12 protein-coding genes are annotated in these 14,271 nt (G+C 63.3%); 5 read left to right on the top strand and 7 right to left on the bottom strand.

Translation table 11 applies throughout. From position 1 onward, the window contains the following. Positions 1-40: 40 nt before the first annotated feature. Positions 41-1,030 (bottom strand): pilus assembly protein PilM, encoded by a 990-nt coding sequence (gene pilM / locus ACLFKU_RS20045; protein WP_368584379.1) that lies wholly within the window; start codon positions 1,028-1,030, stop codon positions 41-43. A 249-nt stretch (positions 1,031-1,279) separates the two neighbouring features. On the opposite strand from pilM, the gene ACLFKU_RS20040 reads away from it, so the two are divergent. Beyond that, positions 1,280-3,676, top strand: a complete 2,397-nt coding sequence (locus ACLFKU_RS20040; RefSeq protein ID WP_410850214.1) for a penicillin-binding protein 1A — start codon at positions 1,280-1,282, stop codon at positions 3,674-3,676. Positions 3,677-3,777: 101 nt separating this feature from the next. Here the strand turns inward: ACLFKU_RS20040 and cyaY are convergent, their stop codons facing one another. Continuing rightward, positions 3,778-4,098 (bottom strand): iron donor protein CyaY, encoded by a 321-nt coding sequence (cyaY, locus tag ACLFKU_RS20035; RefSeq protein WP_176110110.1) that lies wholly within the window; start codon positions 4,096-4,098, stop codon positions 3,778-3,780. 35 nt (positions 4,099-4,133) lie between these two features. On the opposite strand from cyaY, the gene lptM reads away from it, so the two are divergent. Together lptM and lysA are read left to right on the top strand one after the other, a co-directional pair. Next, the gene (lptM, locus tag ACLFKU_RS20030; protein ID WP_368584382.1) at positions 4,134-4,478 is read left to right on the top strand and encodes an LPS translocon maturation chaperone LptM; all 345 of its coding nucleotides are present in this window, start codon (positions 4,134-4,136) and stop codon (positions 4,476-4,478) included. Positions 4,479-4,487: 9 nt separating this feature from the next. Next, the gene (gene lysA, locus ACLFKU_RS20025) at positions 4,488-5,750 is read left to right on the top strand and encodes a diaminopimelate decarboxylase (RefSeq protein ID WP_368584383.1); all 1,263 of its coding nucleotides are present in this window, start codon (positions 4,488-4,490) and stop codon (positions 5,748-5,750) included. Between the two features lie 122 nt (positions 5,751-5,872). Here the strand turns inward: lysA and msrQ are convergent, their stop codons facing one another. From msrQ to ACLFKU_RS20000, 5 genes are all read right to left on the bottom strand, one after another. Continuing rightward, positions 5,873-6,574: a protein-methionine-sulfoxide reductase heme-binding subunit MsrQ gene (gene msrQ, locus ACLFKU_RS20020; RefSeq protein ID WP_410850213.1), complete on the bottom strand. Its 702-nt coding sequence runs from the start codon at positions 6,572-6,574 to the stop codon at positions 5,873-5,875. Positions 6,575-6,584: 10 nt separating this feature from the next. After that, complete coding sequence (msrP, locus tag ACLFKU_RS20015) at positions 6,585-7,580, bottom strand: protein-methionine-sulfoxide reductase catalytic subunit MsrP (protein WP_410850212.1); 996 nt, start codon at positions 7,578-7,580, stop codon at positions 6,585-6,587. A 206-nt stretch (positions 7,581-7,786) separates the two neighbouring features. Then, the gene (gene ccsB, locus ACLFKU_RS20010) at positions 7,787-8,992 is read right to left on the bottom strand and encodes a c-type cytochrome biogenesis protein CcsB (protein ID WP_368584386.1); all 1,206 of its coding nucleotides are present in this window, start codon (positions 8,990-8,992) and stop codon (positions 7,787-7,789) included. A 4-nt stretch (positions 8,993-8,996) separates the two neighbouring features. Next, entirely contained in the window at positions 8,997-11,207 is a 2,211-nt protein-coding gene (locus ACLFKU_RS20005) for a cytochrome c biogenesis protein ResB (protein ID WP_410850211.1), read from the bottom strand. Between the two features lie 118 nt (positions 11,208-11,325). Beyond that, positions 11,326-11,979 carry a c-type cytochrome gene (locus ACLFKU_RS20000; RefSeq protein ID WP_026228372.1) on the bottom strand — a complete coding sequence of 218 codons (654 nt, stop codon included), beginning with the start codon at positions 11,977-11,979 and terminating at the stop codon, positions 11,326-11,328. A gap of 220 nt (positions 11,980-12,199) precedes the next feature. Between ACLFKU_RS20000 and yihA the strand changes: the two genes are divergently transcribed. Then, a complete protein-coding gene (yihA, locus tag ACLFKU_RS19995; protein WP_410850210.1) occupies positions 12,200-12,862 on the top strand; it encodes a ribosome biogenesis GTP-binding protein YihA/YsxC in 663 nt (220 codons plus the stop codon). A 285-nt stretch (positions 12,863-13,147) separates the two neighbouring features. Further along, positions 13,148-14,146 carry a porphobilinogen synthase gene (gene hemB, locus ACLFKU_RS19990; RefSeq protein WP_410850209.1) on the top strand — a complete coding sequence of 333 codons (999 nt, stop codon included), beginning with the start codon at positions 13,148-13,150 and terminating at the stop codon, positions 14,144-14,146. Positions 14,147-14,271 lie beyond the last annotated feature (125 nt).

Raw genomic sequence — 14,271 nt, 5'->3', positions numbered from 1 at the left:
GGACTCGCTGCCACGCCAGAAGAAAACGACAGAACGCCCCTCATTCCAGCACCCCGCGCAACGCGAGCCCAAACGCCACCGCGCCAGCCGGCTCGTGCAGCAACGCGTCGTCGAGCGGCCGCGCGTGGCTGCCGAGCAGCGCGCACTCGAACGGGAGGGCCGAGCAGCCGAGCACGTCGCCGATATCGGCGAGCGAGAAGCCAACGCCGTCGAGCAGATCGATTTCGCCGCCGATCAGCGCGCAGTCGAACTCCGGCCCGTGCGTGAGATCGCGCAACGCGTCGGCGAGATCGGCATGCTCGGGCGCCGGATAGCGCATCTCGCCGACGTTCGCGCCATCGACGACACTCCAGCCGTACACGCCGTCCGTGCCGACCCACACCGCCGCGTATGGTTCGTTCGGGTCGAGCTCGCGACTCGCCGCATGGCGCAGTGCGCGCAATGCCGCGTGCGGTTCGCCATCGATAGCGGATAACGAAATGCCCGCGGTCGCCGCGCATTCGATCCGCGCTTCCAGATGCTGACGCGAGGTCGCCGCGATCTTGACCGAGCGCTGCGGCGACGGCGTCTCGTCGACGTACCAGTCGACCGCGAGCGCATGACGCTCGAGCCCGGCGATACGCTCCGCTTCGCCCATCACCGCGGGCGCAAGTCCGGCGAGCGCAACGCCACCGTCCTCCGCCTCGCAGTCGCTCTGTGCGGCGAGCCGCGCGAGCGGCACTGTCGTCGTCAGCGTGGCCGACGAAGGCACGGCCATCGCGCAGCGCAGCGCGTGCGTCGCGCATACGCGCGGCAAGCCGGCGAACGCATCGCGCAATGCCCGCGAAACGGCCTGCCGATCGACTATCTCCGCGCCCGCCATTACGCCGGCCGCGAGCGGCACCGTGCTGATATGTTCGAGATGCAGCGCACCCCGTGCGCGTTGACTCACCACCACGAGACGCACGTTTTGCGGACCGACGTCGATGCCGGCGGCGAAACGCTGCCGGCCCTCCCGCACCGCCTGAAGCCATGAATTTTTATAAGCCATACCGTCCTCCCTCGGAACGCGAATAACGAGGGATCATTGTCGGCAGACGCGCGTCCTAACGACATTCAGCCGAATGGCTAACGCGGCTGCGAAGCCGCCCCGAGCGGCATCAAAGCGACTACAGTTGGGACTACAGCGAAGTCGTTCCCGCGCCGCCTGGCGAGTGCCGATTGCACGCCATTCGTAAGGCTTCCGAAAGCAGCAAAACCCTGGCGGCTATAATCGCGGGACTGTTTTTCCGGTACTCCTATGCAAGCCACGTCTCCTACGTCTCCGCCGCCCGCGCCGAAAAAGCGCAAACGTCCGCTATGGCTGAAGCTGATCCTCGGCTTTGTCGGGTTGATAGTGGCGGGCATCGTGTGCGTAGCGCTGGTGCTCGGCTACGCGCTCGTCGTCGCAACGCCGAACCTGCCGTCACTCGATGCGCTGACCGACTACCAACCCAAAGTGCCGCTGCGGATCTATACGGCCGACCACGTGCTGATCGGCGAATTCGGCGAGGAGCGGCGCGACATCGTGCACATTCAGGACGTGCCCGACAGCCTGAAGAAAGCGATCCTCGCGATCGAGGACGCGCGCTTCTATGAACACGGCGGCGTCGACCTGACCGGCATCGCGCGAGCCGGCATCGTCGCGCTGACCAACGGCCATGCGACGCAAGGCGCGAGCACGATCACGATGCAGGTGGCGCGCAATTTCTTTTTGTCCAGCGAGAAAACCTATACGCGCAAGATCTACGAGATGCTGCTCGCGTACAAGATCGAGTCGAAGCTGAGCAAGGATCAGATTCTCGAGGTGTACATGAATCAGATCTATCTCGGTCAGCGGGCGTATGGATTCGCGAGCGCCGCGCGCGTGTACTTCGGCAAGGATCTGAAAGACCTGACGCTCGCCGAATCGGCGATGCTCGCCGGTCTGCCGAAGGCGCCGTCCGCGTATAACCCCGTCGTCAATCCGAAGCGCGCGAAGGTGCGCCAGGAGTACATCCTGCAGCGCATGTACGAGTTGCACTACATCACTCCGGAACAGTACGACGAGGCGAGCCGGCAGCGGCTCGTCGTGAAGGGCATGGGCAAGGAGTACAGCGTGCACGCGGAATACGTCGCGGAAATGGTGCGGCAGATGATGTACGCGCAATATCGCGAGGAAGCCTACACGCGCGGCCTGAACGTCGTGACCACGATCGACTCGGCCGATCAGGACGTCGCCTATCACGCGGTGCGCAAAGGCTTGATGGACTACGAGCGCCGTCACGGCTATCGCGGCCCGGAGGCGTTCATCGATCTGCCGGCCGACGCCGACGAGCGCGAGCAGGCCATCGACGACGCGCTGCTCGAGCATCCCGACAACGGCGAAATCATCGCGGCCGTCGTCACGGCGGCGAGCCCGAAGGAGGTGCAGGCGGCCTTCATCGACGGCAACGTCGCAACGATTCAGGGCGATGGCCTGCGCTATGCGCAGTTCGCGCTCGGCCCGCGCGCGCAGCCGAATCAGCGCATCCGGCCCGGCGCGATCGTGCGGCTCGTGAAGAACGACGAGGGCGACTGGTCGATCACGCAATTGCCGCAGGTGGAAGGCGCGTTCATCTCGGTGGTGCCGCAGGACGGGGCGATCCGTTCGCTGGTCGGCGGCTTCGACTTCAACAAGAACAAGTTCAATCACGTGACGCAGGCGTGGCGTCAGCCGGGCTCGAGCTTCAAGCCGTTCATCTATTCGGCGTCGCTCGAAAAAGGCCTTGGGCCCGCGACGATCATCAACGACGCGCCGCTCTTTTTCAGCGCCGCCGAAACCGGCGGCCAGGCGTGGGAACCGAAGAACTACGGCGGCGGCTTCGACGGTCCGATGACGATGCGCACCGCGCTGCAGAAATCGAAGAATCTCGTGTCGATCCGCATCCTGAATCAGATCGGCCCGAAGTACGCGCAGCAATACATCACGCGCTTCGGCTTCGACGCGGACCGCCATCCCGCCTATCTGCCGATGGCGCTCGGCGCGGGCCTCGTGACACCGCTGCAGATGGCGGGCGCGTTCTCGGTGTTCGCCAACGGCGGCTACCGGATCAATCCTTACCTGATCGCGGAAGTCACCGATCAGCGCGGCGGCGTCGTCGCGCAAGCGCATCCGCTCGTGGCCGGCCAAAACGCGCCGTATGCGATCGACCCGCGCAACGCCTATGTGATGAACAGTCTGTTGCAAAGCGTCGCGCAGCACGGCACCGGCGCAAAGAGCAACGTGCTCAAGCGCACCGATCTCGCCGGCAAGACCGGCACGACCAACGACTCGCGCGACGCGTGGTTTGCCGGCTATCAGCACACGCTCACCGCGATCGCGTGGATCGGCTACGACAATCCGCGCAGCCTCGGCGACAAGGAAACCGGCGGCGGCCTCGCGCTGCCGGTGTGGATCGAGTACATGGGACGCGCGCTGAAGGGCGTGCCCGAGTACAAGATGGCACGCCCCGACGACGTCAGCGAAATCGGCTCGGAACTTTATTTCGACGATTTCACGCCGGGCCACGGTTTCATCGCAACGGTCGGCGTCAGTCAGGCGACGCTCGACGCCCAGGCGAGCGCCGCGGCCGCCGCGCCGGAACAGGTCGGCGAGCAGGAGAAGCAGGACATCATGAATCTGTTCCGCGGGCACTGAGGCCGCGTCGACGTACCGTTAGAAAAGAAAAAACCGCCGCGTTGATTACGCGGCGGTTTTGTTTTGAGAGCCTCTCGTGCTTCGCGCTTGTTGCGCCGTGCTCATTGCGCGGCGAACTGCACCGGCTCGCCAGCCTGCTCGGTCGCATACTGCGACAGCGCCGCGAAAAACTCCGAGCCGCTGCGCGTGTCGCGCCATTCGCCGTCGACGAAACGGAAGTGGAAACCGCCGGCCTTCGCCGCGATCCAGATCTCGCTCATCGGGGGCTGAAGGTTGACGATGATCTTCGTGCGGTTCTCGAATTCGAGCGTCAGAACGTTGCCGCTGCGCTCGAGTTCGATGTCGGCGTCGATGTCGTCGAGCGCGCTCTCGATGGCGGCCAGTACGGCTTCCGCACGGGTCAGGTAATCACTATCGGACATGCTAAACTCCATCGATTATTCATTCAGGGACAGTCATGCGAGTCGTAACTCGGATGCGCGCGGCAGCGCCCGGCCGCGCGATTGTAGCGGTTTTAGCCATTCTCGCAGGTTGTGCGCTTACCGGCTGCGGCCAACGCGGCGCGCTCTATCTGCCAACCGTACCGCCGCTGCCTGCCCCGCCGGCTCATCGCACGCAAACGCCGTCGACCGATCAAACGCAACCGGCTACCGGCAGCGCGGCCGACGCGGATTCGATCCCGGACACCTCGGGCACGCCGCTCACGCTCGCCCCCGAAGACCAACTCAAGACGCCGCCCGCTTCGGCGGCATCGGCTCCCGCAGTACCGCTGCCCGCCTCTGCCGTCCCTTCCGCTCAATAAGACTTTCGCATGACTCGATCCGCATTTGACTACGTCGACGGCGTATTGCACGCCGAAGGCGTGTCCGCCGTTTCCCTCGCCGAGCAGTTCGGCACGCCGCTGTACGTCTATTCGCGCGCCGCGCTCACCGCGGCGTGGAACGCCTATGCGGGCGCCTGCGCCGGGCGTCGCGCGAGCGTGCACGTGGCCGTCAAGGCCAACAGCAATCTCGCGGTGCTGAACGTATTCGCGCGCCTCGGCGCGGGCTTCGACATCGTGTCAGGCGGCGAACTCGCGCGCGTGCTCGCGGCCGGCGGCAAAGCGGAAAACACCGTGTTTTCGGGCGTCGGCAAGCAGGCGAGCGAAATGCGCGACGCGCTCGCGGCGGGCGTCAAATGCTTCAACGTCGAATCGATTCCCGAGCTCGATCGACTCAACGCTGTGGCGGGCGAGATGGGCAAGAAGGCGCCGGTGTCGCTGCGCGTGAATCCCGACGTCGACGCGAAAACGCATCCGTACATTTCCACCGGCCTGAAGACGAACAAGTTCGGCGTCGCGTTCGAAGATGCACGCGCCACTTATCAGGCGGCCGCGGCGATGGCGAATCTCGAGGTGGTCGGCATCGACTGCCATATCGGCTCGCAAATCACCGAAGTCGCGCCTTACCTCGACGCAATCGACAAAGTGCTGGAGCTCGTGGAGCAGATCGAGCAGGACGGCGTGTCGATTCGCCATATCGACGTCGGCGGTGGCCTCGGCATCACCTACGACGACGAAACGCCGCCGGAAATCGGCGAGTTCGTGCGCACGGTGCTCGATCGCATCGAAGCGCGTGGCCACGGTCACCGCGAAGTCTATTTCGAGCCGGGTCGCTCGCTGGTCGGCAACGCGGGTGTGCTGCTCACGCGTCTCGAGTTTCTGAAGCCGGGCGAGGACAAGAACTTCGCGATCGTCGACGCGGCGATGACCGATCTCGCACGCCCCGCGATGTACGACGCGTATCACGCAATCGAGCCGGTCGTGAAGCGCGACGTCCCTGCGCACGTCTATGACGTGGTCGGCCCGGTCTGCGAAAGCGGCGACTGGCTCGGCCGCGAACGGCTGCTCGCTGTCGAACCCGGCGATCTGCTCGCGATCCGTTCGGCCGGTGCCTATGGCTTCGTGATGAGCTCGAACTACAACACCCGTGCGCGCGCCGCCGAGGTGATGGTGGATGGTACACAAGCGCACGTAGTCCGCGCACGCGAAGAGATCAGGCAGCTGTTTGCGGGCGAAGCGATTCTGCCGGCGTAAACGTCAGAGCTGGCTGTACAGCCAACGGTAAATAAAGCGCAGCAACGAAAAAAATGGCGATGCCTCCTCGGCATCGCCATTTTTCTTTGCAGCCGCGTGCGTGACGCGAAAGTTTCGCGCAATCACCGTCGGCGCGTCGTCATCCTTCGCTCGCGTATCCAGACCACCAGCCGCCATCCCAGCAGCGCAATCATCACCGCGCCGTAAATCTCCGGCAGCAGCAGATCGTGCTTGCCCGCCTTCATCCACCAGAAATGCAGGATCGCGAGCGCGCCGATCGCGTAGATCGCGCGATGCAGCGTCTGCCAGCGACGTCCGAGCTTGCGCACCATTGCGCGCGGCGACGTCACCGCAAGCGCGATCAGCAGCACGAACGCGGCGAAGCCCACCGTGATGAACGGCCGCTTGCCGATGTCCTTCAGAATCTCCGCCACATCGAACCACTTGTCGAACCACAGGTACGTGGTGAAATGCAGCGTCGCGTAGAAGAACGTAAAGAGCCCGACCATCCGGCGGAAACGCACGAGCGCGGCGACGCCGGTCAGACGGCGCAGCGGCGTCACCGCTAGCGTGATGCACAGGAACACGAGCGTCCACAGGCCCGTCGAGCGCGTGATGAATTCGATCGGATTCGCGCCGAGCCGGTCGGTCAGGCCAAACAGCACGAGGCGTGCGAGCGGATAGAGCGCCGCGACGAAGACCGCGACTTTCGCCGGTACGACCCAGAGCGCGCTGCCCGCGGCCCGCCGCCTGGCCGCCGACATCGGCGCCGTGCGCCGTGTCGCAGGCGCGCTGCGGGTGACAGTTTGCGTATCGGAAGCCATCGCGCTCGCCTTAAAAGTTCTTCTTCAGGTCCATGCCTTGATAGAGCGATGCAACCTGATCGCCGTAACCGTTGAACATCAGCGTCTTGCGCTTCGGCGTAAAAAAGCCGTCTTCGCCGATGCGCCGTTCGGTCGCCTGGCTCCAGCGCGGATGATCGACATTCGGATTCACATTCGAATAAAACCCATATTCGTTCGACGCGTACGTGTTCCAGCTGGTCGGCGGCTGCTTGTCGACGAAACGGATCTTCACGAGCGACTTCGCGCTCTTGAAGCCGTACTTCCATGGCACCACGACGCGAATCGGCGCGCCGTTCTGGTTCGGCAGCACCTGGCCGTAGAGGCCCATCGTCAGCAGCGTCAGCGGATGCATCGCTTCGTCCATCCGCAGGCCTTCGGAGTACGGCCACTCGAGTATGGGCTGCGACAGCCCGGGCATCTGCGATGGATCGGCGAGCGTGATGAATTGCACGTACTTCGCATTGCCGGTCGGCTCGACGCGTTTAATTAACTCGGAAAGCGAGACGCCGATCCACGGCACCACGATCGACCAGCCTTCGACGCAGCGATGCCGGTACACACGTTCCTCGAGCGGTGCGAGCTTCAGCAGGTCGTCGATGTCGTAGACCTTCGGATTCTTGATCTCGCCCTCTACGCTCACCTTCCACGGATGCGGCCGCAGCGTGCCCGCGTGCTGCGAGGGGTCGGATTTGTCGGTGCCGAACTCGTAGAAATTGTTGTAGGTGGTGATGTCCTTGTACGGCGTGATCTTGTCGAGCGCGACGAACCTGGTGTTGGTTTTCGCCGCGAGCTTCTGCGCCTTCGGATCGGGGGACGAGTATGTCGCGAGCGCCTCGCCGCTCACGCCGATCAGGCTGCCGAGCGCCACCGCGCCGGCTGCCTGCAGGATGCGTCGGCGGTTCTCGAACACGTGCCGCGGCGCGATTTCGCTGCGCGCGATGTCATCCCCGGTCAGTTGAATTCTGTCGCTTCGCTTGATCCACATCGTGCTGCTCCTTGCCGGCCCGCCGCGTCGTGCGCGTTGCGGTGCCATATTGATGATCGCCCGTTTGGGGGCGCCTGTCATCCACGGGTACCTGCTCAGGTGCTTGATGGGTGAACACCGGGGCGCGACGAATATTCCGTCCGCCATGAAAAAACCGCCGGTGCAAAAGCACGCGGCGGTTCTTAGTCGGTTCAGCGCGGCGGATCTTACAGCTTGCCGTAGCTATGCAAGCCCGACAGGAACATGTTCACGCCGAGGAACGCGAAGCTCGTGACCAGCAGGCCGGTCAGCGCCCACCATGCGGCGACCGCGCCGCGCAGGCCCTTCATCAGACGCATGTGCAGCCAGGCCGCGTAGTTCAGCCAGACGATCAGCGCCCACGTCTCCTTGGGGTCCCAGCTCCAGTAGCCGCCCCACGCTTCCGCGGCCCACAGGGCGCCGAGAATCGTCGCGATCGTGAAGAACGCGAAGCCGACCGCGATCGACTTGTACATCACGTCGTCGAGCACGTCGAGCGCCGGGAGACGATCCGCGAGCACGCCGCGTTCCTTCGCCAGATATGCAACGCCGACCATCGCCGACAGCGCGAAACTGCCATAGCCGATGAAGTTCGCCGGCACGTGAATCTTCATCCACCAGCTTTGCAGCGCCGGCACGAGCGGCTGGATCTGCTGCGCGTCGCGCGAAACCGAGTACCACATCAGGAAGCCGACGGCCGCGCTGATCACGAGCAGCACAAACGCGCCGAGCGCGCGCGTGTTGTAGTGCTGCTCGTAGTACAGATAGAACAGCGCGGTGATCAGGCTGAACAGCACGAATACTTCATACAGGTTCGAAATCGGAATATGGCCGACGTCCGAGCCGATCAGGTACGACTCGTACCACCGCACCATCATGCCGACGAAGCCCATCAGCACCGCCACCCACGTCATCTTCGAGCCGATCGCGGCGCCGGTCGGCGAGCGCGACAGCAGCGCGATCCAGTAGAACACGGTCGCGAAGACGAACAGCGCGCTCATCCACAGGATCGCGGACTGGCTCGACAGGAAATATTTGAGGAAGAACGCGTTGTCGGCGCGGCTCAGATCGCCTTGGTATATCTGGATCGCAAGCAGGGACAGCGCGGCGATTCCCACCATCAGCGGACGCACCGGCTTCCAGCGCCAGCCCAGCACCACGAAAACCGGCACCGAGCAGGCCAGCACCAGTTTGTCGTAGTAATTCATGAACGGGTAATAGCGCGACAGCGCGAACCCGGCGCCACCGACCAGCGCGAGCGCGAACAGCCAGTCAAAGATACCCAGGCGTTTCAGGAACGGCCGTTCGTCGAATTGCTGGAGTTCGGGCGTGCTGCTCGCAAACGCCTTGTCGGCGCGTGAAGCAGAGGAGGAGGAAACCTGAGTCAAGTCCATGATCTTACCGGGTCGAATCCTGTGAGCTTGCCGACGGGGCTGCGGCCTGAGCGGCCGGGGTGGTATCGGCAGCTTCGATGAGTTTCGCGCCCAGTGCGGCGCTCACGGCGTCGCGCGTCTGGACGAACTCCTTCTCGAAGTCTAGCGTCTTACGCGCGCTCGACATCGCCATCACGACGTTCGTGCCGTGGTCCGTATCCTTCAGCCAGAACCACAGACGGCGTTCGCGGACGTAGAACATCGAGAAGATGCCCAATACGAGAAGCAGGCTGCCAAGATACACGACTTTTTTGCCCGGCGCGCGCGTCAACTGAAATACCGAAGCTTGCACCTGCTTGAATGAGTCAAGCTGCAAATAGACCGGCGATCCATACAGAAAGCTGTCGGATATCGCATTAAGCGAACTTTGGATGAAGCGGCTCGTGTCGGCATTGGCCGGCGCGGCGGGCTCGCCGAGCCGCTGGCGCGACAGTTGCCACAAGTCCCACGTGACGCCTTCGAGCATCCGAAGCAGCAAGCCCGCGGCCTTTTCCTGCTCGCCCTTCGGTACCGAGCGGTCGATAAAGCCAGCCACCGCCTGGAAGCCGCCGAGCGTTTCGCCGTTCGGCATCTTCATGCTGGCGTCCGCGCCCGCAAAAAGGGTCAGCACGCGCAGCGCGCTTTCCTCCAGATGCTGCTGCAACTCCGCGTTCGAGCCTGGCACCGAGCGCTGCGCAAACTGATGAGCGGCGATGGCGCGTTGGTTCGGGTCTTCGAGCGTGGCGCGCAGGTTCATCCATTCCTTCAGCGTGCCGCCGCTGTCGGCGGGAATTCGCAGGTAGCGGAACGGATCGTCTGGATTCAGGCGCATGCCGGCGAGGAACATCTTCTCGCCGTTGACGTCGACGGGCAGCATGTAGTTGTTGTACTCGCGCGCCTGGCCGTCCTTGCCGCGAATCTTGTATTGCACCGACGGGCCGACGTTGTGCAGATCGAGCGGCTTCGAGGATTTCGCGCCGGAGCCGAGACGGTCGTCGAACGCTTCCTTCAGCGAGTGCTGCGCGGCGACCCCGCGCGCATCGTTCTGGCCATTGGCGTTCGAGATGTTTTCGACGTTGATCGCGCGGAAGTCCGTGAATTCGACGGTCTGGCCATCGGCGAGCGGCGTGGCGGAGCTCAGCGGCGCGCTGCCGCCGATCGTGCCGCCAAACGGCGCGGGCTTCGCGCTCGGGCCGGACATCGGGAACGCGGTCATCTGCATCTGCGAGCCGCCATCCTGGAAGCTCGATTGATAAATCGACACGCCGTCGTATTCGAACGGCTTGTTGACCTCGACGCGCGCCGGCACGCGCGCGCCGGTCTTGTGATCGACCACGACGATGTCGCTCGCGAACAGCTTCGGCATGCCGGTCGTGTAGTAATCGACGATGAACTTGTTCAGTTCGATCGAAAACGGCAGGTCCTGGATCAGCGAACCGTTGGGCTGATTCAGGATCGCGGTCGACACGTGCTGCCCCTCGGGCACCCACGCGTAGCCGCGGAACGTCGGGTTCGACTCCGACAGCCGATGGTCGGGCGAAATCTCGTTGATCGCGGTGTTCGAGTTGATCGGCGACTTGTCGAACAGCCACATTTGCAGCTTGATCGGCAGATTGCTGTCGAGCAGGCCGCCGAGGCAGATCACGACGATCGCAATGTGCGCGGAGATGTAGCCGAACTTCGTCAGCGCGCCACGCTTCGCGGCGATCAGCGTCGCGCCGTCCGACTCACGCGTGACGAACTTGTAGCCGAGCTTCGCCGACAGTTTCGCGAGCACTGCCGCAGTCTGCGCGCGCGTGCCGTGCATGGCGAACTCGCCCTTGTGATGGAACGCACGCAGGTTGCCTTCGCGAACCTTGTCCTTCCAGCTCTTCGCATCGGCGAGCATCTTCGGCGCATTGCGGATCACGCATAGCGACACCGACACCATCAGGAAGCCAAGAATCAGCATGAACCACCACGAGCTGTACACCGTATACAGGCTCAGCGCGCGGAAGATGTCCGCCCAGAACGGACCGAACTGGTTGACGTAGTTGGGATATGGATCGTCCTGCGTGAGGACGGTACCGATGATGCTGGCGATCGACAGAATCACGAGCAGCGCAATGGCGAAACGCATGGAGCTCAGGAGCTCGATGGTGCTGCGCATGACGCGATTGCCCGACTTCGACTGCAGACCCGACGTGGTGACGCTCATTCAAACTCCGACTGAACAGCAAAAAAGGGTGAAGGGCTGTCGCAGCTACGACACCCTCACCCTTTTCTTGTTTTTCACCGACCTCGCCGGGCCGGTTGGACTCGCGCAGGCGAACCGCTTAATGCAGACCCGCGATGTAGTCGGCAACCGCCTTGATCTCGTTGTCCGACAAACGTGATGCTATCGCATGCATCGCGTCGCTGTTATTACGAGCGCCCGGACCTTGCGTGAACGCGGTCAGCTGCGTCACCGAGTACTCGGCCCACTGTCCCGACAGGCGCGGATACTGGATCGGAATGCCCTGTCCCGTGGGGCCGTGGCAGGCCGCGCAGGCCGGCACGCCCCGGTCGGCAATCCCACCGCGATAGATCTGCTGCCCCACCGCGACCGTGTTCTTATTGTGCGCATAGCCCGGCTTGGGTGTCTGCGTCGAGAAGTAAGCCGCAACGTTGATCATGTCCTGATCGGAGAGCGCGGCAGCCATGCCTGCCATGATCGCATTATTGCGCGCGGCCTGTTTGGCGCCCGGTTGCGTCTTGAAATCTCTGAGCTGCTTGACGAGATACTCCGGATGCTGGCCCGCCAGCTTCGGATATGCACCGCCGGCACTGTTGCCGTCTGCCCCGTGACATGACGCGCACACTTGTACCGCGATTGCCTGCCCCCGATTGATGTCCGGCTTTGCCGGATCTGCTGCTCGTGCCTGAATTGCCAAACCTGAAAGACCTGCCGTTACATGAAGCACCATCAGAGTCTTGCACAGTCGATTCATTCGCACACCCTGTCTCGTCTTGTGGGATTTTAGAGGTTCTGCAAAGTACGACGACGGCGACCGAGTGACCGCCAGGAGCCGCCAAGGCACGTGGGGCGGGCTCCCAAGGTATTCAGTAAACCATCGTATTGTACAATAACTCGCTAATCGCTTAGACGCCAGTCGGGCTTGACCCCGTTCCCGCTGCGGGCCCCGCGGCGTCTCCAATCTGGCTTCCACCATGCCCTTCCTGCTCCACGAATCCCGCTTCTATACCACCGTCAATCATCTGCGTGACCTGCCGGCCACCGCGCAGCCCGAGATCGCTTTCGCGGGACGCTCGAACGCAGGCAAGTCGACGGCGATCAACGTGCTCTGCAATCAGAAGCGACTCGCGTTCGCGAGTAAGACGCCTGGCCGCACGCAGCACATCAATTATTTTTCGGTTGGCAAGCCGGATGAACCGGCCGGCTATCTGGTCGACCTGCCGGGCTACGGCTATGCGGAAGTGCCGGGAGCGGCGAAGGCGCACTGGGAAGCGCTGCTGTCTTCGTATCTGCAATCGCGCTCGCAACTGCGCGGCATGATCCTGATGATGGATTCGCGCCGCCCACTGACGGATCTCGATCGACGCATGATCGAGTGGTTCGCGCCGACCGGCAAGCCGATCCATACGCTGCTCACCAAATGCGACAAATTGACGCGGCAGGAAAGCACGAACGCATTGCGCACCGCGCAGAAGGGACTCGCCGAATATCGGGCGGCGGGCTATCGCGGTGAGTTGAGCGCACAGCTCTTTTCCGCGCTCAAACGCACGGGCCTAGACGAAGCGCATGAACTGATCGAGAGCTGGCTGATCCCGGGCGCAGTGGACGAAGCAGGTGAAAAGCCGGCCGCGGGCTGAGTCACTGTCGATGCCCGAGTCCCGCCGCGCGTGTGACGCGGGAGTCGCATTGAATACCCGTATCAGAGCGCATTTCTGGCCACCCATAAAAAAACCCGCCGCTTGAACGGCGGGTCAAACAGCCTAATCGAAAAACGACAGGCACCCGCTCAGGGAGGAGAAGCGGGGAGGTCAGCGCTAGGCGCCTTGCTCGATCGGTATGATATACCATTGTCTCGAAAAGTTTCCGGGAGCGGAGCCAGGTGCCATTTGTCCACTCCACCTATCCACGATCTTCGATTCGATATGAGCTTCTACCCGCACTACCGTCCGCGCCGCATGCGCCGTGACGACTTCTCGCGCCGCATGATGCGCGAAAACATCCTCACCACTAATGACCTGATCTACCCCGTATTCATCGTCGAAGGCACCAACGTTCGACAAGCCGTGCCGTCGATGCCGGGCGTCGAGCGCGTGTCGGTCGATCTGCTCATGGGCGTCGCGGAGCAGTGCGTCGAACTGGGCGTGCCAGTGCTGTCGCTGTTTCCCGCGATCGAGCCCTCGCTGAAGACGCCCGACGGCCGCGAAGCGGCCAACCCGGCGGGGTTGATCCCGCGCGCGGTGCGTGACTTGAAGAAGAATTTTCCGGAGCTCGGCGTACTCACCGACGTCGCGCTCGATCCGTACACGAGCCACGGTCAGGACGGCGTGCTCGACGAAGCTGGCTACGTGATGAACGACGAGACCGTCGAGATCCTCGTCGAGCAGGCGCGTGCGCAGGCGGAAGCCGGGGTCGATATCGTCGCGCCGTCGGACATGATGGACGGCCGCATCGGTGCGATCCGCGAAATGCTCGAGAGCGAGGACCACATCCACACGCGCATCATGGCGTATGCGGCGAAGTACGCTTCAGCGTTCTACGGCCCGTTCCGCGATGCCGTCGGTTCGGCGACGAACCTCGGCAAGAGCAACAAGATGACCTACCAGATGGACCCGGCCAATTCGAACGAGGCGCTGCGCGAAGTGCAGGCCGACATCAATGAAGGCGCGGACATGGTGATGGTCAAGCCGGGCATGCCGTATCTGGACATCGTGCGTCGCGTGAAGGACGAGTTCCAGTTTCCTACCTACGTGTACCAGGTAAGCGGCGAATACGCGATGCTGAAGGCCGCCGCGCAGAACGGCTGGCTCGATCACGACAAGGTCATGATGGAATCGCTGCTGGCGTTCAAGCGTGCCGGCGCGGACGGCGTGCTGACGTATTTCGCGCTAGATGCCGCGAAGATCCTGCGTTCGCAGAAATAAATCAGCACGAGGCTTGGCACGCGGCTGCCGTGAGAAGAAAACGGAGGCGAACCTTAGGGTTTCGCCTCCGTTTTTTTGTGCTGCTCATTCTCGCCGCCGCGGCCTGCAACGCCCCCCCGGCGTTC

Source organism: Paraburkholderia sp. EG304, assembly GCF_046543485.1.
GTDB lineage: Bacteria > Pseudomonadota > Gammaproteobacteria > Burkholderiales > Burkholderiaceae > Paraburkholderia > Paraburkholderia youngii.
This window is presented reverse-complemented; position numbering and strand designations above follow the sequence as displayed.